At 71.3% G+C, this 15,826-nt stretch carries 16 protein-coding genes; 11 read left to right on the top strand and 5 right to left on the bottom strand.

All coding sequences use genetic code 11. The features are described from left to right. Positions 1-9 precede the first annotated feature (9 nt). Positions 10-570, top strand: coding sequence for a TetR/AcrR family transcriptional regulator (locus OOK34_RS14935; protein ID WP_267034358.1), 561 nt, complete (start codon positions 10-12; stop codon positions 568-570). A gap of 252 nt (positions 571-822) precedes the next feature. Here the strand turns inward: OOK34_RS14935 and OOK34_RS14930 are convergent, their stop codons facing one another. After that, the gene (locus OOK34_RS14930) at positions 823-1,722 is read right to left on the bottom strand and encodes an NADP-dependent oxidoreductase (RefSeq protein WP_267036746.1); all 900 of its coding nucleotides are present in this window, start codon (positions 1,720-1,722) and stop codon (positions 823-825) included. A 139-nt stretch (positions 1,723-1,861) separates the two neighbouring features. Between OOK34_RS14930 and OOK34_RS14925 the strand changes: the two genes are divergently transcribed. Further along, positions 1,862-2,278, top strand: coding sequence for a helix-turn-helix domain-containing protein (locus OOK34_RS14925; RefSeq protein WP_267034357.1), 417 nt, complete (start codon positions 1,862-1,864; stop codon positions 2,276-2,278). A gap of 93 nt (positions 2,279-2,371) precedes the next feature. On the opposite strand, the gene OOK34_RS14920 is transcribed toward OOK34_RS14925, so the two are convergent. Further along, a complete protein-coding gene (locus tag OOK34_RS14920; protein WP_267034356.1) occupies positions 2,372-3,616 on the bottom strand; it encodes a transposase in 1,245 nt (414 codons plus the stop codon). Between the two features lie 143 nt (positions 3,617-3,759). Between OOK34_RS14920 and OOK34_RS14915 the strand changes: the two genes are divergently transcribed. Beyond that, positions 3,760-4,497 carry a Mut7-C RNAse domain-containing protein gene (locus tag OOK34_RS14915; protein ID WP_267034355.1) on the top strand — a complete coding sequence of 246 codons (738 nt, stop codon included), beginning with the start codon at positions 3,760-3,762 and terminating at the stop codon, positions 4,495-4,497. A gap of 41 nt (positions 4,498-4,538) precedes the next feature. Next, the gene (locus tag OOK34_RS14910) at positions 4,539-6,134 is read left to right on the top strand and encodes an FAD-dependent oxidoreductase (RefSeq protein WP_267034354.1); all 1,596 of its coding nucleotides are present in this window, start codon (positions 4,539-4,541) and stop codon (positions 6,132-6,134) included. On the opposite strand, the gene OOK34_RS14905 is transcribed toward OOK34_RS14910, so the two are convergent. Beyond that, the gene (locus tag OOK34_RS14905) at positions 6,122-6,646 is read right to left on the bottom strand and encodes a hypothetical protein (RefSeq protein WP_267034353.1); all 525 of its coding nucleotides are present in this window, start codon (positions 6,644-6,646) and stop codon (positions 6,122-6,124) included. The genes OOK34_RS14910 and OOK34_RS14905 overlap by 13 nt on opposite strands. A 168-nt stretch (positions 6,647-6,814) precedes the next feature. On the opposite strand from OOK34_RS14905, the gene OOK34_RS14900 reads away from it, so the two are divergent. Continuing rightward, positions 6,815-7,582 (top strand): SDR family NAD(P)-dependent oxidoreductase, encoded by a 768-nt coding sequence (locus OOK34_RS14900; RefSeq protein ID WP_267034352.1) that lies wholly within the window; start codon positions 6,815-6,817, stop codon positions 7,580-7,582. Between the two features lie 6 nt (positions 7,583-7,588). Here the strand turns inward: OOK34_RS14900 and OOK34_RS14895 are convergent, their stop codons facing one another. Next, positions 7,589-8,248, bottom strand: a complete 660-nt coding sequence (locus tag OOK34_RS14895; protein WP_267034351.1) for a polysaccharide deacetylase family protein — start codon at positions 8,246-8,248, stop codon at positions 7,589-7,591. Between the two features lie 278 nt (positions 8,249-8,526). Between OOK34_RS14895 and OOK34_RS14890 the strand changes: the two genes are divergently transcribed. From OOK34_RS14890 to OOK34_RS14880, 3 genes are all read left to right on the top strand, one after another. Next, positions 8,527-9,009: a Uma2 family endonuclease gene (locus OOK34_RS14890; protein ID WP_267034350.1), complete on the top strand. Its 483-nt coding sequence runs from the start codon at positions 8,527-8,529 to the stop codon at positions 9,007-9,009. A gap of 189 nt (positions 9,010-9,198) precedes the next feature. After that, positions 9,199-9,969 carry a hypothetical protein gene (locus OOK34_RS14885; protein WP_267034349.1) on the top strand — a complete coding sequence of 257 codons (771 nt, stop codon included), beginning with the start codon at positions 9,199-9,201 and terminating at the stop codon, positions 9,967-9,969. Between the two features lie 246 nt (positions 9,970-10,215). Beyond that, the gene (locus OOK34_RS14880) at positions 10,216-11,034 is read left to right on the top strand and encodes a hypothetical protein (protein WP_267034348.1); all 819 of its coding nucleotides are present in this window, start codon (positions 10,216-10,218) and stop codon (positions 11,032-11,034) included. A gap of 67 nt (positions 11,035-11,101) precedes the next feature. Here OOK34_RS14880 and OOK34_RS14875 read toward each other — a convergent pair whose 3' ends face one another. Continuing rightward, positions 11,102-12,295, bottom strand: coding sequence for an RtcB family protein (locus tag OOK34_RS14875; RefSeq protein WP_267034347.1), 1,194 nt, complete (start codon positions 12,293-12,295; stop codon positions 11,102-11,104). Positions 12,296-12,473: 178 nt separating this feature from the next. Here OOK34_RS14875 and OOK34_RS14870 point away from each other — a divergent pair, with 178 nt between their 5' ends. From OOK34_RS14870 to OOK34_RS14860, 3 genes are all read left to right on the top strand, one after another. After that, entirely contained in the window at positions 12,474-13,361 is an 888-nt protein-coding gene (locus tag OOK34_RS14870; RefSeq protein ID WP_267034346.1) for a DUF3558 domain-containing protein, read from the top strand. A gap of 134 nt (positions 13,362-13,495) precedes the next feature. Then, the gene (locus OOK34_RS14865) at positions 13,496-14,302 is read left to right on the top strand and encodes a DUF3558 family protein (protein ID WP_267034345.1); all 807 of its coding nucleotides are present in this window, start codon (positions 13,496-13,498) and stop codon (positions 14,300-14,302) included. A 114-nt stretch (positions 14,303-14,416) separates the two neighbouring features. Continuing rightward, positions 14,417-15,796: a DUF2637 domain-containing protein gene (locus OOK34_RS14860; protein WP_267034344.1), complete on the top strand. Its 1,380-nt coding sequence runs from the start codon at positions 14,417-14,419 to the stop codon at positions 15,794-15,796. The last annotated feature ends 30 nt before the right edge of the window (positions 15,797-15,826 follow it).

Genomic DNA, 15,826 nt, shown 5'->3' with positions numbered 1-15,826 from the left:
AGACACACCATGGCCACCGCCCGCACGCCCCGCGGCAAGTGGATCGAAGAAGGCCTGCGCGCCCTCGCGGCCGGCGGCCCGGACGCCGTCCGCATCGAAGCGCTGGCGCAGGCGCTCGGCGTCAGCAAGGGCGGCTTCTACGGGTACTTCCGCAACCGGGACGCGCTGCTGGAGGAGATGCTCGACACCTGGGAGCACGAGGTCGCGGACGGGGTGATCGAGCAGATCGAGAGCGCGGGGGGCGACGCCCGGACGAAGTTGCACCGGCTGTTCACCATCGTCGAGGAGTCCGTCGACGGCCCGGTCCGCGGCACCACCGTGGACCTGGCGGTCCGCGACTGGGCCCGCCGCGACGAGGCCGTCGCGGCGCGGCTGCGCCGCGTCGACAACCGGCGGATGGACTACCTGCGCTCGCTGTTCGGCTCGTTCTGCCCCGACCCGGACGACGTCGAGGTCCGCTGCCTGATGGTCTTCTCGCTGCGGATCGGCACCCAGTTCATCGCCGTCGACCACGGCGGACGCAGCCACGCCGAAATGCTGACCCTGACCCGCCAATGGCTCCTCCGCTAACCCCCACCACCCGGCCCCGCCCCGGCCTGCGCGCCTCAATCGCCGGCGGGGCTGGATCTTCCAGCCTCGCCGGCGATTGAGGCGCGGGTCCGGGCAGCGCCCTGGGGGCACCTCCCAGCGGTAGCTGGGGGAGGAACGGGCGAAGGGCGGTAGGGGACAGCCCCGCGCAGCGGCCCACCACCCGCAGACGGGCAACCGGCCCCAGCCGGGGCCCGCGGCCCCGCCCGGCCACCGACAGGCGGAGACGGGCACTCACCGCACCGTGAGGACCACGCGCCCCCGGGTCCCCGGAGTGGCAAGGGCCGCATGCGCCTTCACCGCCTCCCCGAGCTCAAAGGCGTCCGCGACCCGCAGCGTCAGCGCCCCCGCGTCGACCAGCGCCGACAGCCGGCCCAGCAGCGCGCCGTCCGGGGCGACCTCCTGCTCCTCCACCCGGATCCCCCGCTCCGCGGCCGGGGCCGCGCCCGGCCTGAGCCCGACGTACGCACCGCCGTCGCGGACGAAGCCCAGCGCGGCGCCGCCCAGCACCGCCGCGTCCAGGACCCCGTCGACCGGCCCGGCGGGAGCCGAGCCCCGTGCCACGAACCCGGCGGCGCCCAGGGAGCGTACGAACTCCTCGTCCCCCGCACCGGCCAGGGCCGTCACCACCAGCCCCGCCCGGGCGGCCAGCTGGACGGCGAGGCCGCCGACCACCCCGGCCGCGCCGGTGATCAGTACCGAGTCGCCCGGGGCGAGCCCCAGCAGGTCCACCGCGCGGGCGGCCGTCAGCCCGCTCAGCGGAAGCGCCGCCGCGGCGGCGTCGTCCACCGTCTCGGGTGCCGCGGCCACCGCCGAGGCGTCGAGGACCGCGTACTCCGCGTGCGTCCCGAGCGGCTTCACCGGGCCGTAGTGCAGGCCGACCACCCTGCGGCCCGCCGTCCAGCCCTCCACCCCGGGGCCGACCGCGTCGATCTCGCCCGCCACGTCCCAGCCGAGCCCGAGCCGCTGCCCGGCCCCGCCGAAGACGCCGGCGCGGACCGCGCCGTCCACCGGGTTCACCCCGGCGGCCCGGACGCGGATCCGGACCTGCCCGGCCGCCGGCTGCGGCACCGCCACCTCGGCCAGCTCCACCCGCTCCGGACCGCCGAAGGCGCTGACCACCGCTGCCCGCATGGTCTGGGTCTGCTGCTCGCTCATGTTCTCTCCCCGGTTTCGTTCGGTCGTTCCCGATGACCACTAACCTATGGAGAGGTACTCTCTTTTCGTAAGTACGCACTTGGGAGTGCGTACCCGACCCGGAAGTGGGCACCGCATGGCCACCCGCACCGCCGCCGCCCTCCGCGAGGAGGCCCGCGCCGCCTACGACGCCTTCGTCAAGGAGTGCCCCACCACCCAGCTGCTGGCCCGCATCAGCGACAAGTGGGTCGGCCTCGTCCTCAGCGCCCTCGGCGAGGCCGAGTCGGGCTCCATGCGCTACAGCGAACTCGGCCGCAAGATCCCCGGCGTCAGCCAGAAGATGCTCACCCAGACCCTCCGCTCCCTCGAACGCGACGGCATCGTCACCCGCACCGTCACCGCGACCGTCCCCGTCCGCGTCGACTACCGCCTCACCGAGCTCGGCGGCAGCCTCGGCTGCCTCCTCTCCTCCGTCAAACAGTGGGCCGAGAACCACTTCGACGAGGTCAGCGCCCACCGCGAGGCCTACGACGAAGCCGCCGCGAACGCCTGACCCGCCCCGATCGCGACCACGACCGCGACCGGCAAATTCGGCCGCGCCCCCCGGCCCCCCAATGGCATGCTGGGACCTTGAATCCTCCCCTCCCTAAAGGGAGGGGATTCCTGGCTCACGTCGGCTGCGGACCTGCGGTCCGCAAGCTCTTACACGGTCAGCACCAGCCGGGTTGAGACCAGCCCGGACGAGCATGAGGCGGGCGGAGTTCTTGTCCCTGGGAGACACGGCTCCGCACGCGGTGCACGAGTAGGTTCGTTCCGAGAGGGGTAGTGCGTGCTTGGTTCTCGCTCCGCACTTGGCGCAGTCCATGGTGGTGTGCGCGGGGTGGACCAGGTGCACGGCACGGCCGTGCTTGCGGCCCATCTCGATCAAGGCCCTCTTCGTGGCGCCGATCGCGGCGTCTGCCGCTTTACGGGCCATGGTGGACTTGGCGAGGAACTTCGGCTTGAAGTCCTCGACGGCGAGCGCGTCGTGGTCGCGGACCACCTTCTTGGCCCACTTGCGGGCAGTGTCCTGACGCTGCCGGACCACCTTCTTGTGCGCCTTCGCCGCCTGCCGCCGCGCCGCGCGATAGCCCTTCGACTGGACCTTGCCCCTGGGTGCGCGGCGGCGGGCCATCATCCGCTGGTAGCGCGCCAGCCTCGCGGAGGCACTCTTCCCGTGCTGGGCGTGGGGCAGGTCGTGGTCGTCGGACGTGGTGGTCGCGGTCTCGCTCACGCCCCAGTCGATACCGATCACCGCCCCGGTGGAGGGCAGTGTCTCGATGGTCGTGGGGACGACGAAGCTGGCGTACCAGTGGCCGAGGCTGTCGCGGTAGACGCGTACCGACGACGGAGGCTCGGGCAGGTCCCGCGACCAGACGACGGTCACGCTGATGCCCCCGGCCAGGTGCAGACGGCCGTCCTTGAGCCGGAAGCCGCGCTGCGTGTAGTTGAGCGTGGGAGCCGACTCACGCTTCTTCTTGTGCTTCGGCATCCCGGCACGCTGCCGCACCGGCACCCGCGCTTTGACGTCCTTCAGGGCCTTCGCGCGGGACTTGGCGAAGTCCCGGATGATCTGCTGCTGCGGAACGCTGCTTCCTGCCCGCAGCCACGCCATCGAGCGTCGGGCCCCGGTCAGCATCTTGTCGAGCTGCGACGGACCGCACGTCACCTTCTCGCCGGCCGTCTTGTTGTGGGCGTGGACCTTGCGGGACATCGCCACACACTCGTTCCACACCCACCGGCACCGCGCCCACTCCGCCTCAAGCCAGGCCAGCGCGGTAGACGACACACGAAGCCGGAAGGTGTACCGGGCATGCCCGGCCTCCCCCTCGACCATCGCTGCTGTCGACATGACCGGAACGTAACACCCGCCACTGACAACGAAAGAGAGTGCAGGTCAGAGCAGATGTGCAACGAACTCCGCCGCTACGCGGCTCCGCCCCAGGGACCCATTTCCCCCCGGGCTGAAGCCCAGGGCTTCCTGGGAGAAATCCGGTGAACGGTCCCGGCATTGAACTCACCCTCGCCCCCGAACTGCGCCTCTTCGCCCCGCCCAGCCGGCGCGCGGACCGCGTTCCGACCGCCACCGACGGCGCCTCCAGCCTCGGACACGTCGTCGAATCGGCCGGCGTCCCGCTCACCGAAGTGGGCCGCCTGCTCGTCGACGGCCAGGAGGTACCGGTCTCGTACGTGCCCCAAGCAGGCGAGTCCGTCGAGGTGTTCGGCGTGGACCGGCCCCAGCAGATCCCGGGCGCCCCGCTGCGCTTCCTCCTCGACGTCCACCTCGGCACCCTCGCCCGCCGCCTGCGCCTGCTCGGCGTCGACGCCGCCTACGAGAACGAGGACATCGGCGACCCCGCCCTCGCCACCCGCTCCGCCGCCGAGCGCCGCGTCCTGCTCTCCCGCGACCGCGGCCTGCTGCGCCGCCGCGAGATCTTCGCCGGGGCGTACGTCTACAGCGACAACCCGGACGACCAACTGCGCGACGTCCTCGGCCGCTTCGCCCCCACCCTCGCGCCCTGGACCCGCTGCACCGCCTGCAACGGCCCGCTCCAGGAAGCCGACAAGGACAGCGTGGGCGACCGGCTGGAGCACGGCACGCAGCGCTCGTACGACGTCTTCGCGCAGTGCACCGACTGCGAGCGCGTCTACTGGCGCGGCGCCCACCACTCCCGCCTGGAACGGATCGTCGGCGACGCGATGGCCGAATTCGGCAACGGAGCCACCGTGTAACAGCCCCCGCCGGAGGCCCCCGGCTGGCAGACTTTTCCGACATGACTGCCGCTGAGGACAACACCCCCGGCACCACCGAGGTCTTCGACGTGGCCGTCGTCGGCGCAGGACCCACCGGGCTCCTGATCGCCGGCGACCTCGCCGCCACCGGACTCTCCGTCACCCTCCTCGAACGCCGGCCCCGCACGGCCGCCAACCTCACCCGCGCCTTCGCCGTGCACGCCCGCACCCTCGAACTGCTCGACGCACGCGGACTCGCCGACGAACTCGTCTCCACCGGCCGGCGGATCGACCGGCTGCGCCCCTTCGCTGGCATGGCCCTCTCCCTTCAACGGCTGCGCTCCCGCTACCCCTTCGTCCTCATCACCCCTCAATATGAGACAGAGAAACTGCTGGAGCGTCGCGCGTTGTCCACAGGGGTGGACATCCAGTACGACTGTCAGGTCATCGGCCTTCGCCAGGACCGCGAAACGGTCACCCTCGACGTCCAAGACGCACGAGACGTAGACGACGCCGCAGACGTAGTAGACGGACAAGAGCCACAAGACCCGCAAGGCGCCCGCCGCCGGATCCACGCCCGCCACGTCGTCGGCGCCGACGGCGTCCGCTCCACCGTCCGCGACCGCCTCGGCCTCCCCTTCCCCGGCCGGGCCGTCGTCCGCTCCATGGTCCTGGCCGACATCCGCCTGACCGACCCGCCCGAGGACACCCTCACCGCCAACGGCACCGCCGAGGCCTTCGCCTTCCTCGTCCCCTTCGGCGACGGCTGGTACCGCGCCATCGCCTGGAGCCCCGACGGCCGCGCACAGGACACCGACCCCGTCGACCTCGACGAACTGCGCGCCCTCACCCGCGCCGCCCTCGGCACCGACCACGGCATGCACGACCCCCGCTGGATGTCCCGCTTCCACAGCGACGAACGCCAGGTCCCCCACTACCGCGTCGGCCGCGTCTTCCTCGCCGGCGACGCCGCCCACGTCCACTCCCCCGCCGGCGGCCTCGGCATGAACACCGGGCTCCAGGACGCCGCCAACCTCTCCTGGAAGCTCGCCGCCGTCCTCCACGGCCAGACCCCCGACCCCGAAGCCCTCCTCGACAGCTACCACCGCGAACGCCACCCCGTCGGCCGCCTCGTCCTGCGGATCAGCGGCGCCCTCGTCCGCGCCGTCATCACAGACAACTCCGCCCTGCGCACCGCCCGCCGCCTCGGCGCAGGCCTCCTCGCCCGCCTCGGCCCCGCCCAGGACCGGGCGCTCGGCCTCGTCTCCGGCATCGGCATCGCCTACCCGCCCCCGCCCGGCACCCGCCGCCCCACCCCCGCCGGCCGGCGCGCCCCCGACGTCCCCCTCGCACCCGCCCCGCAGGCCTCACCGGCCCCACAGGCCCCGCACGCCACCCGCCTGTACGAGGCCCTGCGCGCCGGCGGCTTCGTCCTCATCACCCCGCCCGGCGCGGCCACCCCGCCCGGAACCCCCCTCGCGCACCACCACTGGGCCACGGAACGGCGTACCGCCTGCGTCCTCGTACGCCCCGACGGGTACATCGCCTGGAGCGCACCCCGGGCCGACGACGCCGAGATCGCCTCGGCCGTCGCCGGCTGGCTGCTCCCCGGCAGCGGCGGGGCTCAGAAGGCGTAGGGGTCACCCGTGTCCAGCGCCAGCACCACGTGCTCGTTGTTGGCGCGGTTCCGGTCCGTCGCGCCCCCGTCCCACCAGGTGTCGATCCGCACCGCCACCTCCGCGGGGCGGTCCCGCAGCTCCAGCACCAGCCCGATGTGCCGCCCCCGCCCGTGCTCCGGCAGCGCGCCCGTCTCGCACACCACCTCCCGCCGGCCCACCCGCGCACACCCCCCGGCCAGCTCCTGCCGGTCGGCGAGGTCCGCCGACAGCCGCACCCGCACCGTCGCGTTCGGCACCGCCGACGGCCCCTCGTTCTGCGGCACCATCCACACCCGCAGCTGCCCCTGGGCCAGCCGCACCCGTCCGTGGTAGGCCACATCGGCCTCCGGGCCGGCCCAGGCACCCGCCGGCCCGGCCCCGCTCAGCACCAGCAAGCCCGCCACCACCACACCGCCTACGGCACCACCGCGCACCGCCACCACCTCCTCGCGCGGACCGTAGCCACCCCGCCCACCGGCTGATCGGACCATCACACGAACGAGGGCGAGCCCTCCCCCATCCGCCCGCACCGGATCCCTCGCCTGGGGCACCCCCGCCCACCCCGCCTATGCTGGCGAGCAATCGCCCGTACGAACCATCGCCCGTACGAACGACCGAGCCGGCGGGCGACCCCCGCGACCGAACGAGGAGCCCCGCCCATGAGCACGCGCACGGCCACCCGAACCGCCGTAGTCACCGGCGCGAGCAGCGGAATCGGCGCGGCCACCGCCCGGCAGCTCGCCGCGGCCGGCTACCACGTCGTCCTCACCGCCCGCCGCAAGGACCGCATCGAGGCCCTCGCCGCCGAGATCACCGACGCCGGCCACGAGGCCACCGCCCACGCCCTCGACGTCACCGACCGGCCCGCCGTCGACGCCTTCGCCGCCTCCCTCGAGCGCTGCGACGTACTCGTCAACAACGCCGGCGGCGCCATCGGCGCCGAGCCCGTCGCCACCGGCGACCCGGACGACTGGCGCACGATGTACGAGGTCAACGTCATCGGCACCCTCAACCTCACCCAGGCGCTGCTGCCCGCGCTCATCGCCTCCGGCGACGGCACGGTCGTCGTGCTCTCCTCCACCGCCGGCCACTCCACCTACGAGGGCGGCGCCGGCTACGTCGCCGCCAAGAACGGCGCCCGCGTCCTCGCCGAGACCCTCCGCCTGGAGATCGTCGGCCAGCCGGTCCGCGTCATCGAGATCGCCCCCGGCATGGTCAAGACCGAGGAGTTCGCCAAGACCCGCTTCCGCGGGGACGCCACCAAGGCCGAGAAGGTCTACGAGGGCGTCGCGCACCCCCTCTCCGCCGACGACGTGGCCGACACCATCACCTGGGCGGTGACCCGCCCCAGCCACGTCAACATCGACCTCCTGGTGGTCCGCCCCCGCGCCCAGGCCTCGAACACCAAGGTCCACCGCGAGCTGTAGACCCGGCTACGGAACCATCCCCGCCGCCTTCAGGTGCGGCAAGAGGGCCGCCGGCTTCAGGCCGGCGGCCCTCGCCGCGTCCAGCGCCCGCTGGAGATCCGCCGCCAGCGTCGGCGTGAAGTGCAGCAGCACGATGTCCCCGGCCTTCAGCCGCGGCGTGGCCGGCGTCCCGCTCCAGGTGGTGAAGTCGTACGTCCACGTCACGAGTGCCTTCACCCCGCACGCCTTCGCCGCCAGCCGGACGTCGTCGTTCACCGCCCCGTACGGCGGCCGCAGCAGCTTCGGCGTCCTCCCGAAGGCCGCGGCCAGCCGCTCCCCGGCCCCGCACACCTCGGCGTCCTTCCCGGCGGCGTCGAGGGTGGTCAGGTCCGGATGGTTCACGGTGTGGTTCTCCACGGTGGCCCGGCCCTGCTCGACCAGCCCCGTGAAGTAGGCGGTGTCGTACGAGGTCGCCCCGGGCAGCAGGAACAACGACACCGGCACCCGCTTCTCCAGCAGGATCCGGGCGGCCTCGGCATCGTGATTCCACCCGTCGTCGATGGTGATGAACACGACCTTCTCCTCGGTCGGCACATGCGACACGACGGGCGGCAACCCCACCCCGGCCTGCGCGGACCCGGCGGCCCCGAGAACGAGCGACAACGACGCGAGCGCGGCAAGAAACACGCGAGATCTCCCCATGCCGCACACCCTGGTCTAGACCAACCAAACCCGTCAACCCCCTCCCCCCAAGCGGAAGTTGGCCCCCCGCACCCCTCCAGAGCCCGTATGGGTGAATCCGCACGCATTGTCAGCGGGCCCCGATACGCTCCGAAAGCATGAGTCACGAAAAGGAGGAAGCTATGGCCGTGATACAGCACGAGACCACGATCGCGGAGGCCGCCGATCGACTCTCAAGGGAGCTTCCCGGGCACCGAGTGGAGATTCTCCAAGGGAGGCTCACCGTGACACCACCCCCCGACGGGGCTCATGCCGAGTCCTTGACCTGGCTCATCGAGGAATTCTCCGCAGCCGGGGCGCGACGAGCGGGGCTCAAGTACCTCCAGGGCATCGGCCTGTGGCTGCCCTCAGGACCGAACGACTTCGCGATCCCGGACCTCTCACTCCTCGAGGCCGACTATCGCGACGCACACGTCGAGAAGAACTACTTCGCGCCGCACGCCTTCCGCCTGGTCCTGGAGATCACCTCGTCCAACTGGTCCGACGACCTGGGCGTCAAAGTCGACTGCTACGCCCAGGCCGGCATCCCGGTCTACCTGGTTGCCGACCGCCGCCACGACGAGGCCGTCCTCTACACCGACCCCCGCAGCGGCGAGTACCGGTCGCGCAAGGCCTTCAAACGCGGCACGTCCGTCCCCCTCCCCGAGTCCATCGGCATCAGCCTCGAACTGCCCGTGGACCGCCTCCTCGACGGAGACGAGGCCTGACCCACGACGCGCATTCGGCCGGTCGGCTCCATTAATGACACCGATGTGATGATCGGACCTCGCGCCTCCCGCCGCACCGCGCCCGCTCCCCGAAAGATGCCGGAACGAGGCCACCACGCCTCGAGCTCAGACCATCCGGTTCCACGAGGAGCAGCACACATGAGTCCTGAGACAAGGACACCGTCCCGTATGGGCCCGCTTCCGCGGCAGAGCAGGTGGCTCGCCGGCGGCGCGGTGGCATCCACGGCCATCGCGATGCTCGCCTTCGCCACCCCCGCGCTGGCGGACACCGGGACGCCGCAGTCGGCCACGGTGGCCGCGCAGGGCAGCGACAAGTGCGGGGACAGCGACTACGACGACCCCGACGTCAAGGGCGCCACAACCAGCCCCCGCAAGGACAAGTGCGAGGGCAAGCCCGGCCCTCCCGGACCTCCCGGAGCCCCCGGAGCCCCCGGCACCCCCGGCCACGACGGCCGAGACGGCCGAGACGGCCGCGACGGCACCCCCGGCGCGCCCGGCACCCCGGGCACCCCCGGGCCCCCCGGAACCAGCGGGTGCGGCAACGACATCGACTCCATCCTCTCCAACAGCACCGAGGAATTCAGCGTCTTCCTGATCGACGGAGTCGCGTACGCGGGCCACCGGGACGACAACACGGACGGTGACTACCGCCGCGAGGACATCACCACGGTCGCGCAGAACCCCGGCTACCCGAACCCGGCCACGGTCTGCTCCGCCACCATCTCGTCCCTGGGTCGGATCACGAACATCAAGGTCCTGACCACGGCCGGGACCACCTACGAGCTCCAGTGCCTCTCCAACGGGACGGAACTCAACTGCGGTACCCCCGTCACGGACGTGAGGCGCTGGCGCCTGGTGAACATCGTCGACATCCCCAGTGGACCGCTCCCCCTCAGGAACGCCGAAAAGGGACTCGAGAAGAGCACCAAGGGCTCCTGACCCCGCCAGGATCCCGCTGACGAACGACCTGTGCCGTGCCCGGATCCTCCCGGGCACGGCACACGCGCGTCAGCACTCGCCGGACCCGCCCGGAATGAAATATTCCGTCACACGTTCGAGTGAAGGGCAACAAAAGGGCCGAAGCCACTGAAAGTCGAACCCTACGTTCGGTGACAGAACGAACGGCCCTCGGCCGGGATGGCAGTCCCAGCCGAAGGCCTCACCGACAAGGAAAGGCACTTCCCCATGGCTGAACAGGACCCTAGCGCCCCCGCGCGCTTCATGGACCTCCAAGACCCCCGCTACGCCTACATGTTCGGTTTCCTCCAGACCGACGGACACCTCGCGCAGGGCAGGGGACAAAAGGGCAAGCTCACCGTCGAGATCAACGCGCGCGACATCCACATCCTCCGCGAGTTCCAGCAGCTCACGCCGTACTACAGCTCCATAACCGAGCGAGTCCGCAGCACGAACTTCGCCGAGACTCACCACTCGGCAACCTGGTCGGTCTCCTCGCTCGAAGCGAGGACCATCGTCAACGAGCTCGGGATCCCCTACGGGAAGAAGTCCCTCAGCATCAAGCCACCCCGGACGGACTTCTCACGCCGCGACTACCTCCGCGGAATCATCGACGCGGACGGATCCCTCGGCTGGACCGCCAAGGGAATCCCCTTCCTCTCGCTGACATCAGCCAGCACTGCGATCGCGGCCTACCTCTGCCACTACGGCAAGAAGGTCTCCGGAAAACAGCGCATCACCTCACGCAACACGCGAGATGGCGTCTACAACGTCTGCTACTACAGCGAGGCGGCACAACAACTCGCCGCGCACTTCTACTACGACGGATGCCTCGCCCTCGAAAGCAAGCACGGGAGGGCGGACGCGATCCAGACCTGGGTACGCCCCGCAGACATGAAGGTCGCATCACCGCGGCGCCCCTGGACCGCACGGGAAGACCAGGAACTACTACAACTGAACGACCCCACCGCCGCCAGCGTCGCCCTGGACCGCACCAAGAAGGGCTGCGCCCTGCGGCTGTGGCGCCTGCAAACCGGGCGGATCTAGACGTGGGGTAGTGCAGAGGGGCCCGGACCGCAGGCGGTCCGGGCCCCTCTGCACTACCCCCCACCCATCAGCCCTTGACGCAGATGACCTGCTTGAGCTTCGCCACGACCTGCACCAGGTCGGTCTGCTGGTCGATGACCTGCTCGATCGACTTGTACGCGGCCGGGATCTCGTCCACAACGCCGGAGTCCTTACGGCACTCCACGCCCCGGGTCTGCTCCGCCAGGTCGCTCGCCGAGAACCGCTTCTTCGCCGCCGTCCGGCTCATCTTCCGGCCCGCGCCGTGCGAGGCGGAGTTGAAGGACTTCTCGTTGCCGAGCCCCTTCACGATGTAGGACCCCGTGCCCATCGAGCCCGGGATGATCCCGTATTCACCGCCGCCGGCGCGGATCGCACCCTTACGCGTGACCAGCAGGTCCATGCCGTCGTACCGCTCCTCCGCTACGTAGTTGTGGTGGCAGCTGATCTCCTGCCCGAAGGAGACCTTCGCCTTCCGGAACTCCCTCCGGATGACCTCCTTGGAAAGGCTCATCATCACGGCGCGGTTGTACTGCGCGTATTCCTGGGCCCAGAAGAGGTCATTGCGGTACGCCTCCATCTCGGGGGTCGCCGCGAGGAATACCGCCAGGTCACGGTCGACCAAGCCCTGGTTGTGCGCGAGCCCCCGGGCGACGTTGATGTGGAAATCCGCCAACTCGTTGCCGATGTTCCGCGATCCCGAGTGCAGCATGATCCACACCGAATCGGAGATATCGACACAAAGTTCCCAAAAGTGATTTCCGGACCCGAGGGTTCCGGTTTGCCGCAGCGCCCGTTCCCGCCGGAACTTCACCGCGTCCGCGACATAGTCGAACCGCTCCCACAGGTCCCCGAACCCCGCCTCCGAGAAGCCGTACAGCCGCCCCGGGTCCACCGCCTCCCTGTGCATCCCGGCCCCCACCGGAATCGCCTGCTCGATGCGCGAGCGCAGCCTCGAGAGGTCCCCCGGGAGGTCGTTCGCCGTCAGGGAGGTCTTGACCGCCGACATGCCGCAGCCGATGTCGACGCCTACCGCCGCCGGGCAGACCGCGTCCTTCATCGCGATGACCGAGCCGACCGTGGCGCCCTTGCCGTAGTGCACGTCCGGCATCACGGCCAGGCCCTTGATCCACGGCAGCCCGGCGGTGTTCTGCAACTGCCGCATCGCGCTGTCCTCGACGGACGCCGGGTCCGTCCACATCCGGATCGGGACGTTCGCCCCAGGTACCTCTACATACGACATAAGACGTCAATCCCCCGAAAACCGATGAAAGTACGAATACGCGAAAAGGCCGCGCTCATACCCCCAAACCAGACAGGGAACCGGCGCCGGCACCAGCGTGTGCGATAGACATTGTGTCCATCCGTGCCCAAGTCGCGGCAACGGATTTTCCCAAGTGAGCCAAGGGGAGCCAGTGGACGTGGAGCGAAGGCCGGTACGTCGCCGAGTCCTGCCGGGCATCGCGATGGTCACCGCACTCGCGGCCGGCGTGACCGGGCTCGCCGGATGCACCGACGGCAACGGCATCGGGATCAGCAGCGACCAGAAGGGCAGCGGGAGCACCGCCGCGCCCGCGCAGCCAGGCAAGTACCGCATCCTGCCCCAGCCCTGCAAGGCGGCGGATCCCAAGCGGCTCAAGGCCATGCTCCCGGCCACCGATTCCCTCACCACCGAGCAGCGCGAGCAGCTCTACGCCGGGACCGCGGACGCCTCGTACGACGGCGACCGGCACGTCGGCTGCCGCTGGAACGCGCAGGCGCCCGAGGGGAACCTGCTGCTGTCGGTCACCTTCGAGCGCGTGGTCTCCTACGACCGCGCGGCGGCGAGCGACGACGACAAGGCCCACCAGGTGTACGTCCGCCGGCTCACCGACGCGCACCTTCCCTTCCCGGGTCCGGCCACGAGCCCCAGCCCGGGCGCCGGCGGCAGTGCGAGTACGAGTCCCAGTGCGGCTCCCGGCGGCGGGGGCGGGAGCGGGGCGCCCTCGCCGGCCGCGTCCGCCCCGGCCTCCGGATCCGCCTCCGCTTCCGTCTCCGCCCCGCCCTCCCCCACGGCCCCGCCCGAGCTCGGCTCGCGCGTCCTGGAGGGGCTCGGCAACGAGGCGTACATCGACGACAAGCTCAGCGCGGCCGGCGCCACCGCCGCCCAGGCGCGGACCGTGCGGATTGTGTTCCGTACCTCGAACGTCCTCGTCACCGTCGAGTACAGCGTGCAGCCCTCCGCCCCGGGCACGGTCCCCTCAAGTGCGGAAACGCAGGACAAGGCGCGTCAATTGGCGCAGGCCCTGGTCGAGCGTTTCAACGAGTGACGGCCCCGCCCCCAGGGGGCGCGCACGCCCCGCGTGACGGCGCGCACAGCAGGCGGGCGCCCGGTCGGGCTACCGTTGCTCGGGTCCCGCGCCCGTAACGCGCCCCGTAGTAGCCCCCAACGTCTGAAGGAAACATGCACCGATCAGCCTCGCGCCTCACCCGCGTTCTCGCCTGCGCAGCCGTCCCGGTGATCCTCACCGTCGCCGGTTGCTCCTCCGACTCGGGCAAGTCCTCGGGTGGCTCGGACTCCGGCAAGAAGTCCGGCGCCTCCTCGCCCGCCAAGCCGAGCACGAAGCCTTCGGCCCCGCTGGAGAAGGTGGCGTTCGCGAAGCTGCCCGACCCCTGCAAGGCGCTGGCCGGCAAGACCATCGACTCGCTCGTCCCCGAGGCGAAGGACAAGAACGGCACGGCGGCCAAGTCGAACGACCTGTCCAACCGCGCCAGCTGCTCCTGGAACGGCCTCGACACGGACGGCGTGAAGGGCTCGCAGTACCGCTGGCTCTCGGTCTCCCTGGTCCGCTACGACTCGCACGCCTCCCTCGGCAGCGGCAACAAGCGCGCGGAGGACCAGTACACCAAGCAGCTCGAGCTGGCGAAGACCGCCGAGGGCGCGCACGACGTCAAGGTGGAGCAGGCCGGCGGGATCGGCGACCAGGCCACCTCCGTGGTCTACGGCGTGAAGAAGGACGTCGACTTCTTCAACAACACCATCGTGGTCCGCTCCGAGAACGTCGTGGTCACGCTCGACTTCAACGGTGCCGCCTACGAGGGCGCCGGCGCCCCGGACCAGGGCAAGCTGCTCCAGGACGCGATCACCGCGGCCAAGGAGACGGTGGCCTCGGTCGCCTCCGCCAACAAGGACGAGGGCGCGGCTCCGTCGGCTGCCCCGTCGGGCTCCGCTTCGGCTTCCGCTTCCGCGTCGGCCTCGCCCCAGCAGTAGTCCCGCAGCAGTCCCGCAGTAGTCCCGCCCATAGGAGGGGACCTACGGCACGGATGACGCGTGGTCACCCGTACGCTGTGCCTGCCGTAGCTCGTCAAGGGGAGGGGATCGCGGGTGGCCGCGATGCAGCTGACTCGTACGCACCGGATACTCATCGGTGTCGTGGTCGCCGGAGCCGTGGTCATCGCGGGTATCGGTTTCGCGGGTTCGTACGCCGCGGTGCGCGCGCTGGCCTTGCAGAAAGGCTTTGGCAGCTTCTCGCTGGTGTTCCCGATCGGCATCGACGCGGGCATCTGCGTACTGCTGGCGCTGGACCTGCTGCTGACGTGGCTGCGCATCCCCTTCCCCCTGCTGCGCCAGACGGCGTGGCTGCTGACTGCGGCGACGATCGCCTTCAACGGTGCGGCGTCCTGGCCGGACCCGCTGGGTGTCGGCATGCATGCCGTGATCCCGATCCTGTTCGTGGTGACGGTGGAGGCCGCCCGGCACGCGGTGGGCCGGATCGCGGACATCACCGCGGACCGGCACATGGAGGGGGTGCGGATCACCCGCTGGCTCCTCTCCCCCCTGCCCACCTTCAAGCTGTGGCGCCGGATGAAGCTGTGGGAGCTGCGCTCCTACGAGCAGGCGGTCGGCATGGAGCAGGACCGGCTGATCTACCAGGCGCGGCTCCAGGCCCGGTACGGGCGGGCGTGGCGGCGCAAGGCGCCGGTGGAGGCGCTGATGCCGCTGAAGCTGGCCCGGATCGGCGTGCCGCTGGCGCAGACGGCCCCGGAGGGGCTGGCGGCGGCGGGCATCGACCCGGTGCTGCTGCCTCCGGCGGCTGCGGCGGTTCCGGTTCCGGTGGCTGCGGTTCCGGTGGCTGCGGCCCAGGTCCCGGGGGCGCAGACGGCTCCGGCCCTGCCGGCGGCGTCCGCCGCACCCGCTCCGGCCCCGGCCGCGGCCGCGGAGGCCGGTACGGCGGCCGTCGCCGCCGGGGTGCCGCAGCAGGCCGGCCCGCAGGACGCCCAGCCCGCCGGCCTCCCCGCGCCCGCCCCCGCGCCCGCGCCCTTCGCGGTGGAACCGAACGCCATGCCGGCCGCGCACGACAGCGCCTGGTTCGCGGCGCCGCTGGCCCCGCAGGCGGCGTACGAGGGCGGCTACAACCCCCAGTACGTCGAGGGCCTGGAGCCGACCCCGGTCATGGCCCCGGCGGGCCCCGAGGAGCCGGCCGAGCCGGCCAAGCCCACCGGACCGGCCGAGACCGCCGACACCAACACCACCGCCGACTCCGACTCCGACGTCGACGAGGTGAAGTTCGCGGAGGCCGCGTACGAGGTCTTCCGGGCCTACATCGACGAGTACTCCCAGTTCCCGAACCCGGAGCAGCTGGACATACACCTCGCCGACCGGCTCGGGATCGTGCACCCGCGCAGCGCGGCCACGCTCAAGCGGCTGATGCCGGAGCTGAAGCAGCGCTACCAGCGCGACCTGGAGAACGAACACATCGCCTGACCAGGTCATCCTGACCAGGTCATGAGGAAG

The organism is Streptomyces sp. NBC_00091 (assembly GCF_026343185.1).
Lineage (GTDB): Bacteria > Actinomycetota > Actinomycetes > Streptomycetales > Streptomycetaceae > Streptomyces.
The sequence above is the reverse complement of the archived record's forward strand: the minus strand, read 5'-3'. Positions and strand labels throughout refer to the sequence as shown.

What these genes read in the sequence shown, in the direction of transcription:
- OOK34_RS14935 (WP_267034358.1), top strand. Translation starts at nt 10, where the DNA reads ATGGCCACCGCCCGCACGCCCCGCGGCAAGTGGATCGAAGAAGGCCTG.
- OOK34_RS14930 (WP_267036746.1), bottom strand. Translation starts at nt 1,722, where the DNA reads ATGCGGGCAGCGGTGGTCAGCGCCTTCGGCGGTCCGGAGCGGGTGGAG.
- OOK34_RS14925 (WP_267034357.1), top strand. Translation starts at nt 1,862, where the DNA reads ATGGCCACCCGCACCGCCGCCGCCCTCCGCGAGGAGGCCCGCGCCGCC.
- OOK34_RS14920 (WP_267034356.1), bottom strand. Translation starts at nt 3,616, where the DNA reads ATGTCGACAGCAGCGATGGTCGAGGGGGAGGCCGGGCATGCCCGGTAC.
- OOK34_RS14910 (WP_267034354.1), top strand. Translation starts at nt 4,539, where the DNA reads ATGACTGCCGCTGAGGACAACACCCCCGGCACCACCGAGGTCTTCGAC.
- OOK34_RS14905 (WP_267034353.1), bottom strand. Translation starts at nt 6,646, where the DNA reads ATGGTCCGATCAGCCGGTGGGCGGGGTGGCTACGGTCCGCGCGAGGAG.
- OOK34_RS14900 (WP_267034352.1), top strand. Translation starts at nt 6,815, where the DNA reads ATGAGCACGCGCACGGCCACCCGAACCGCCGTAGTCACCGGCGCGAGC.
- OOK34_RS14885 (WP_267034349.1), top strand. Translation starts at nt 9,199, where the DNA reads ATGGGCCCGCTTCCGCGGCAGAGCAGGTGGCTCGCCGGCGGCGCGGTG.
- OOK34_RS14880 (WP_267034348.1), top strand. Translation starts at nt 10,216, where the DNA reads ATGGCTGAACAGGACCCTAGCGCCCCCGCGCGCTTCATGGACCTCCAA.
- OOK34_RS14875 (WP_267034347.1), bottom strand. Translation starts at nt 12,295, where the DNA reads ATGTCGTATGTAGAGGTACCTGGGGCGAACGTCCCGATCCGGATGTGG.
- OOK34_RS14865 (WP_267034345.1), top strand. Translation starts at nt 13,496, where the DNA reads ATGCACCGATCAGCCTCGCGCCTCACCCGCGTTCTCGCCTGCGCAGCC.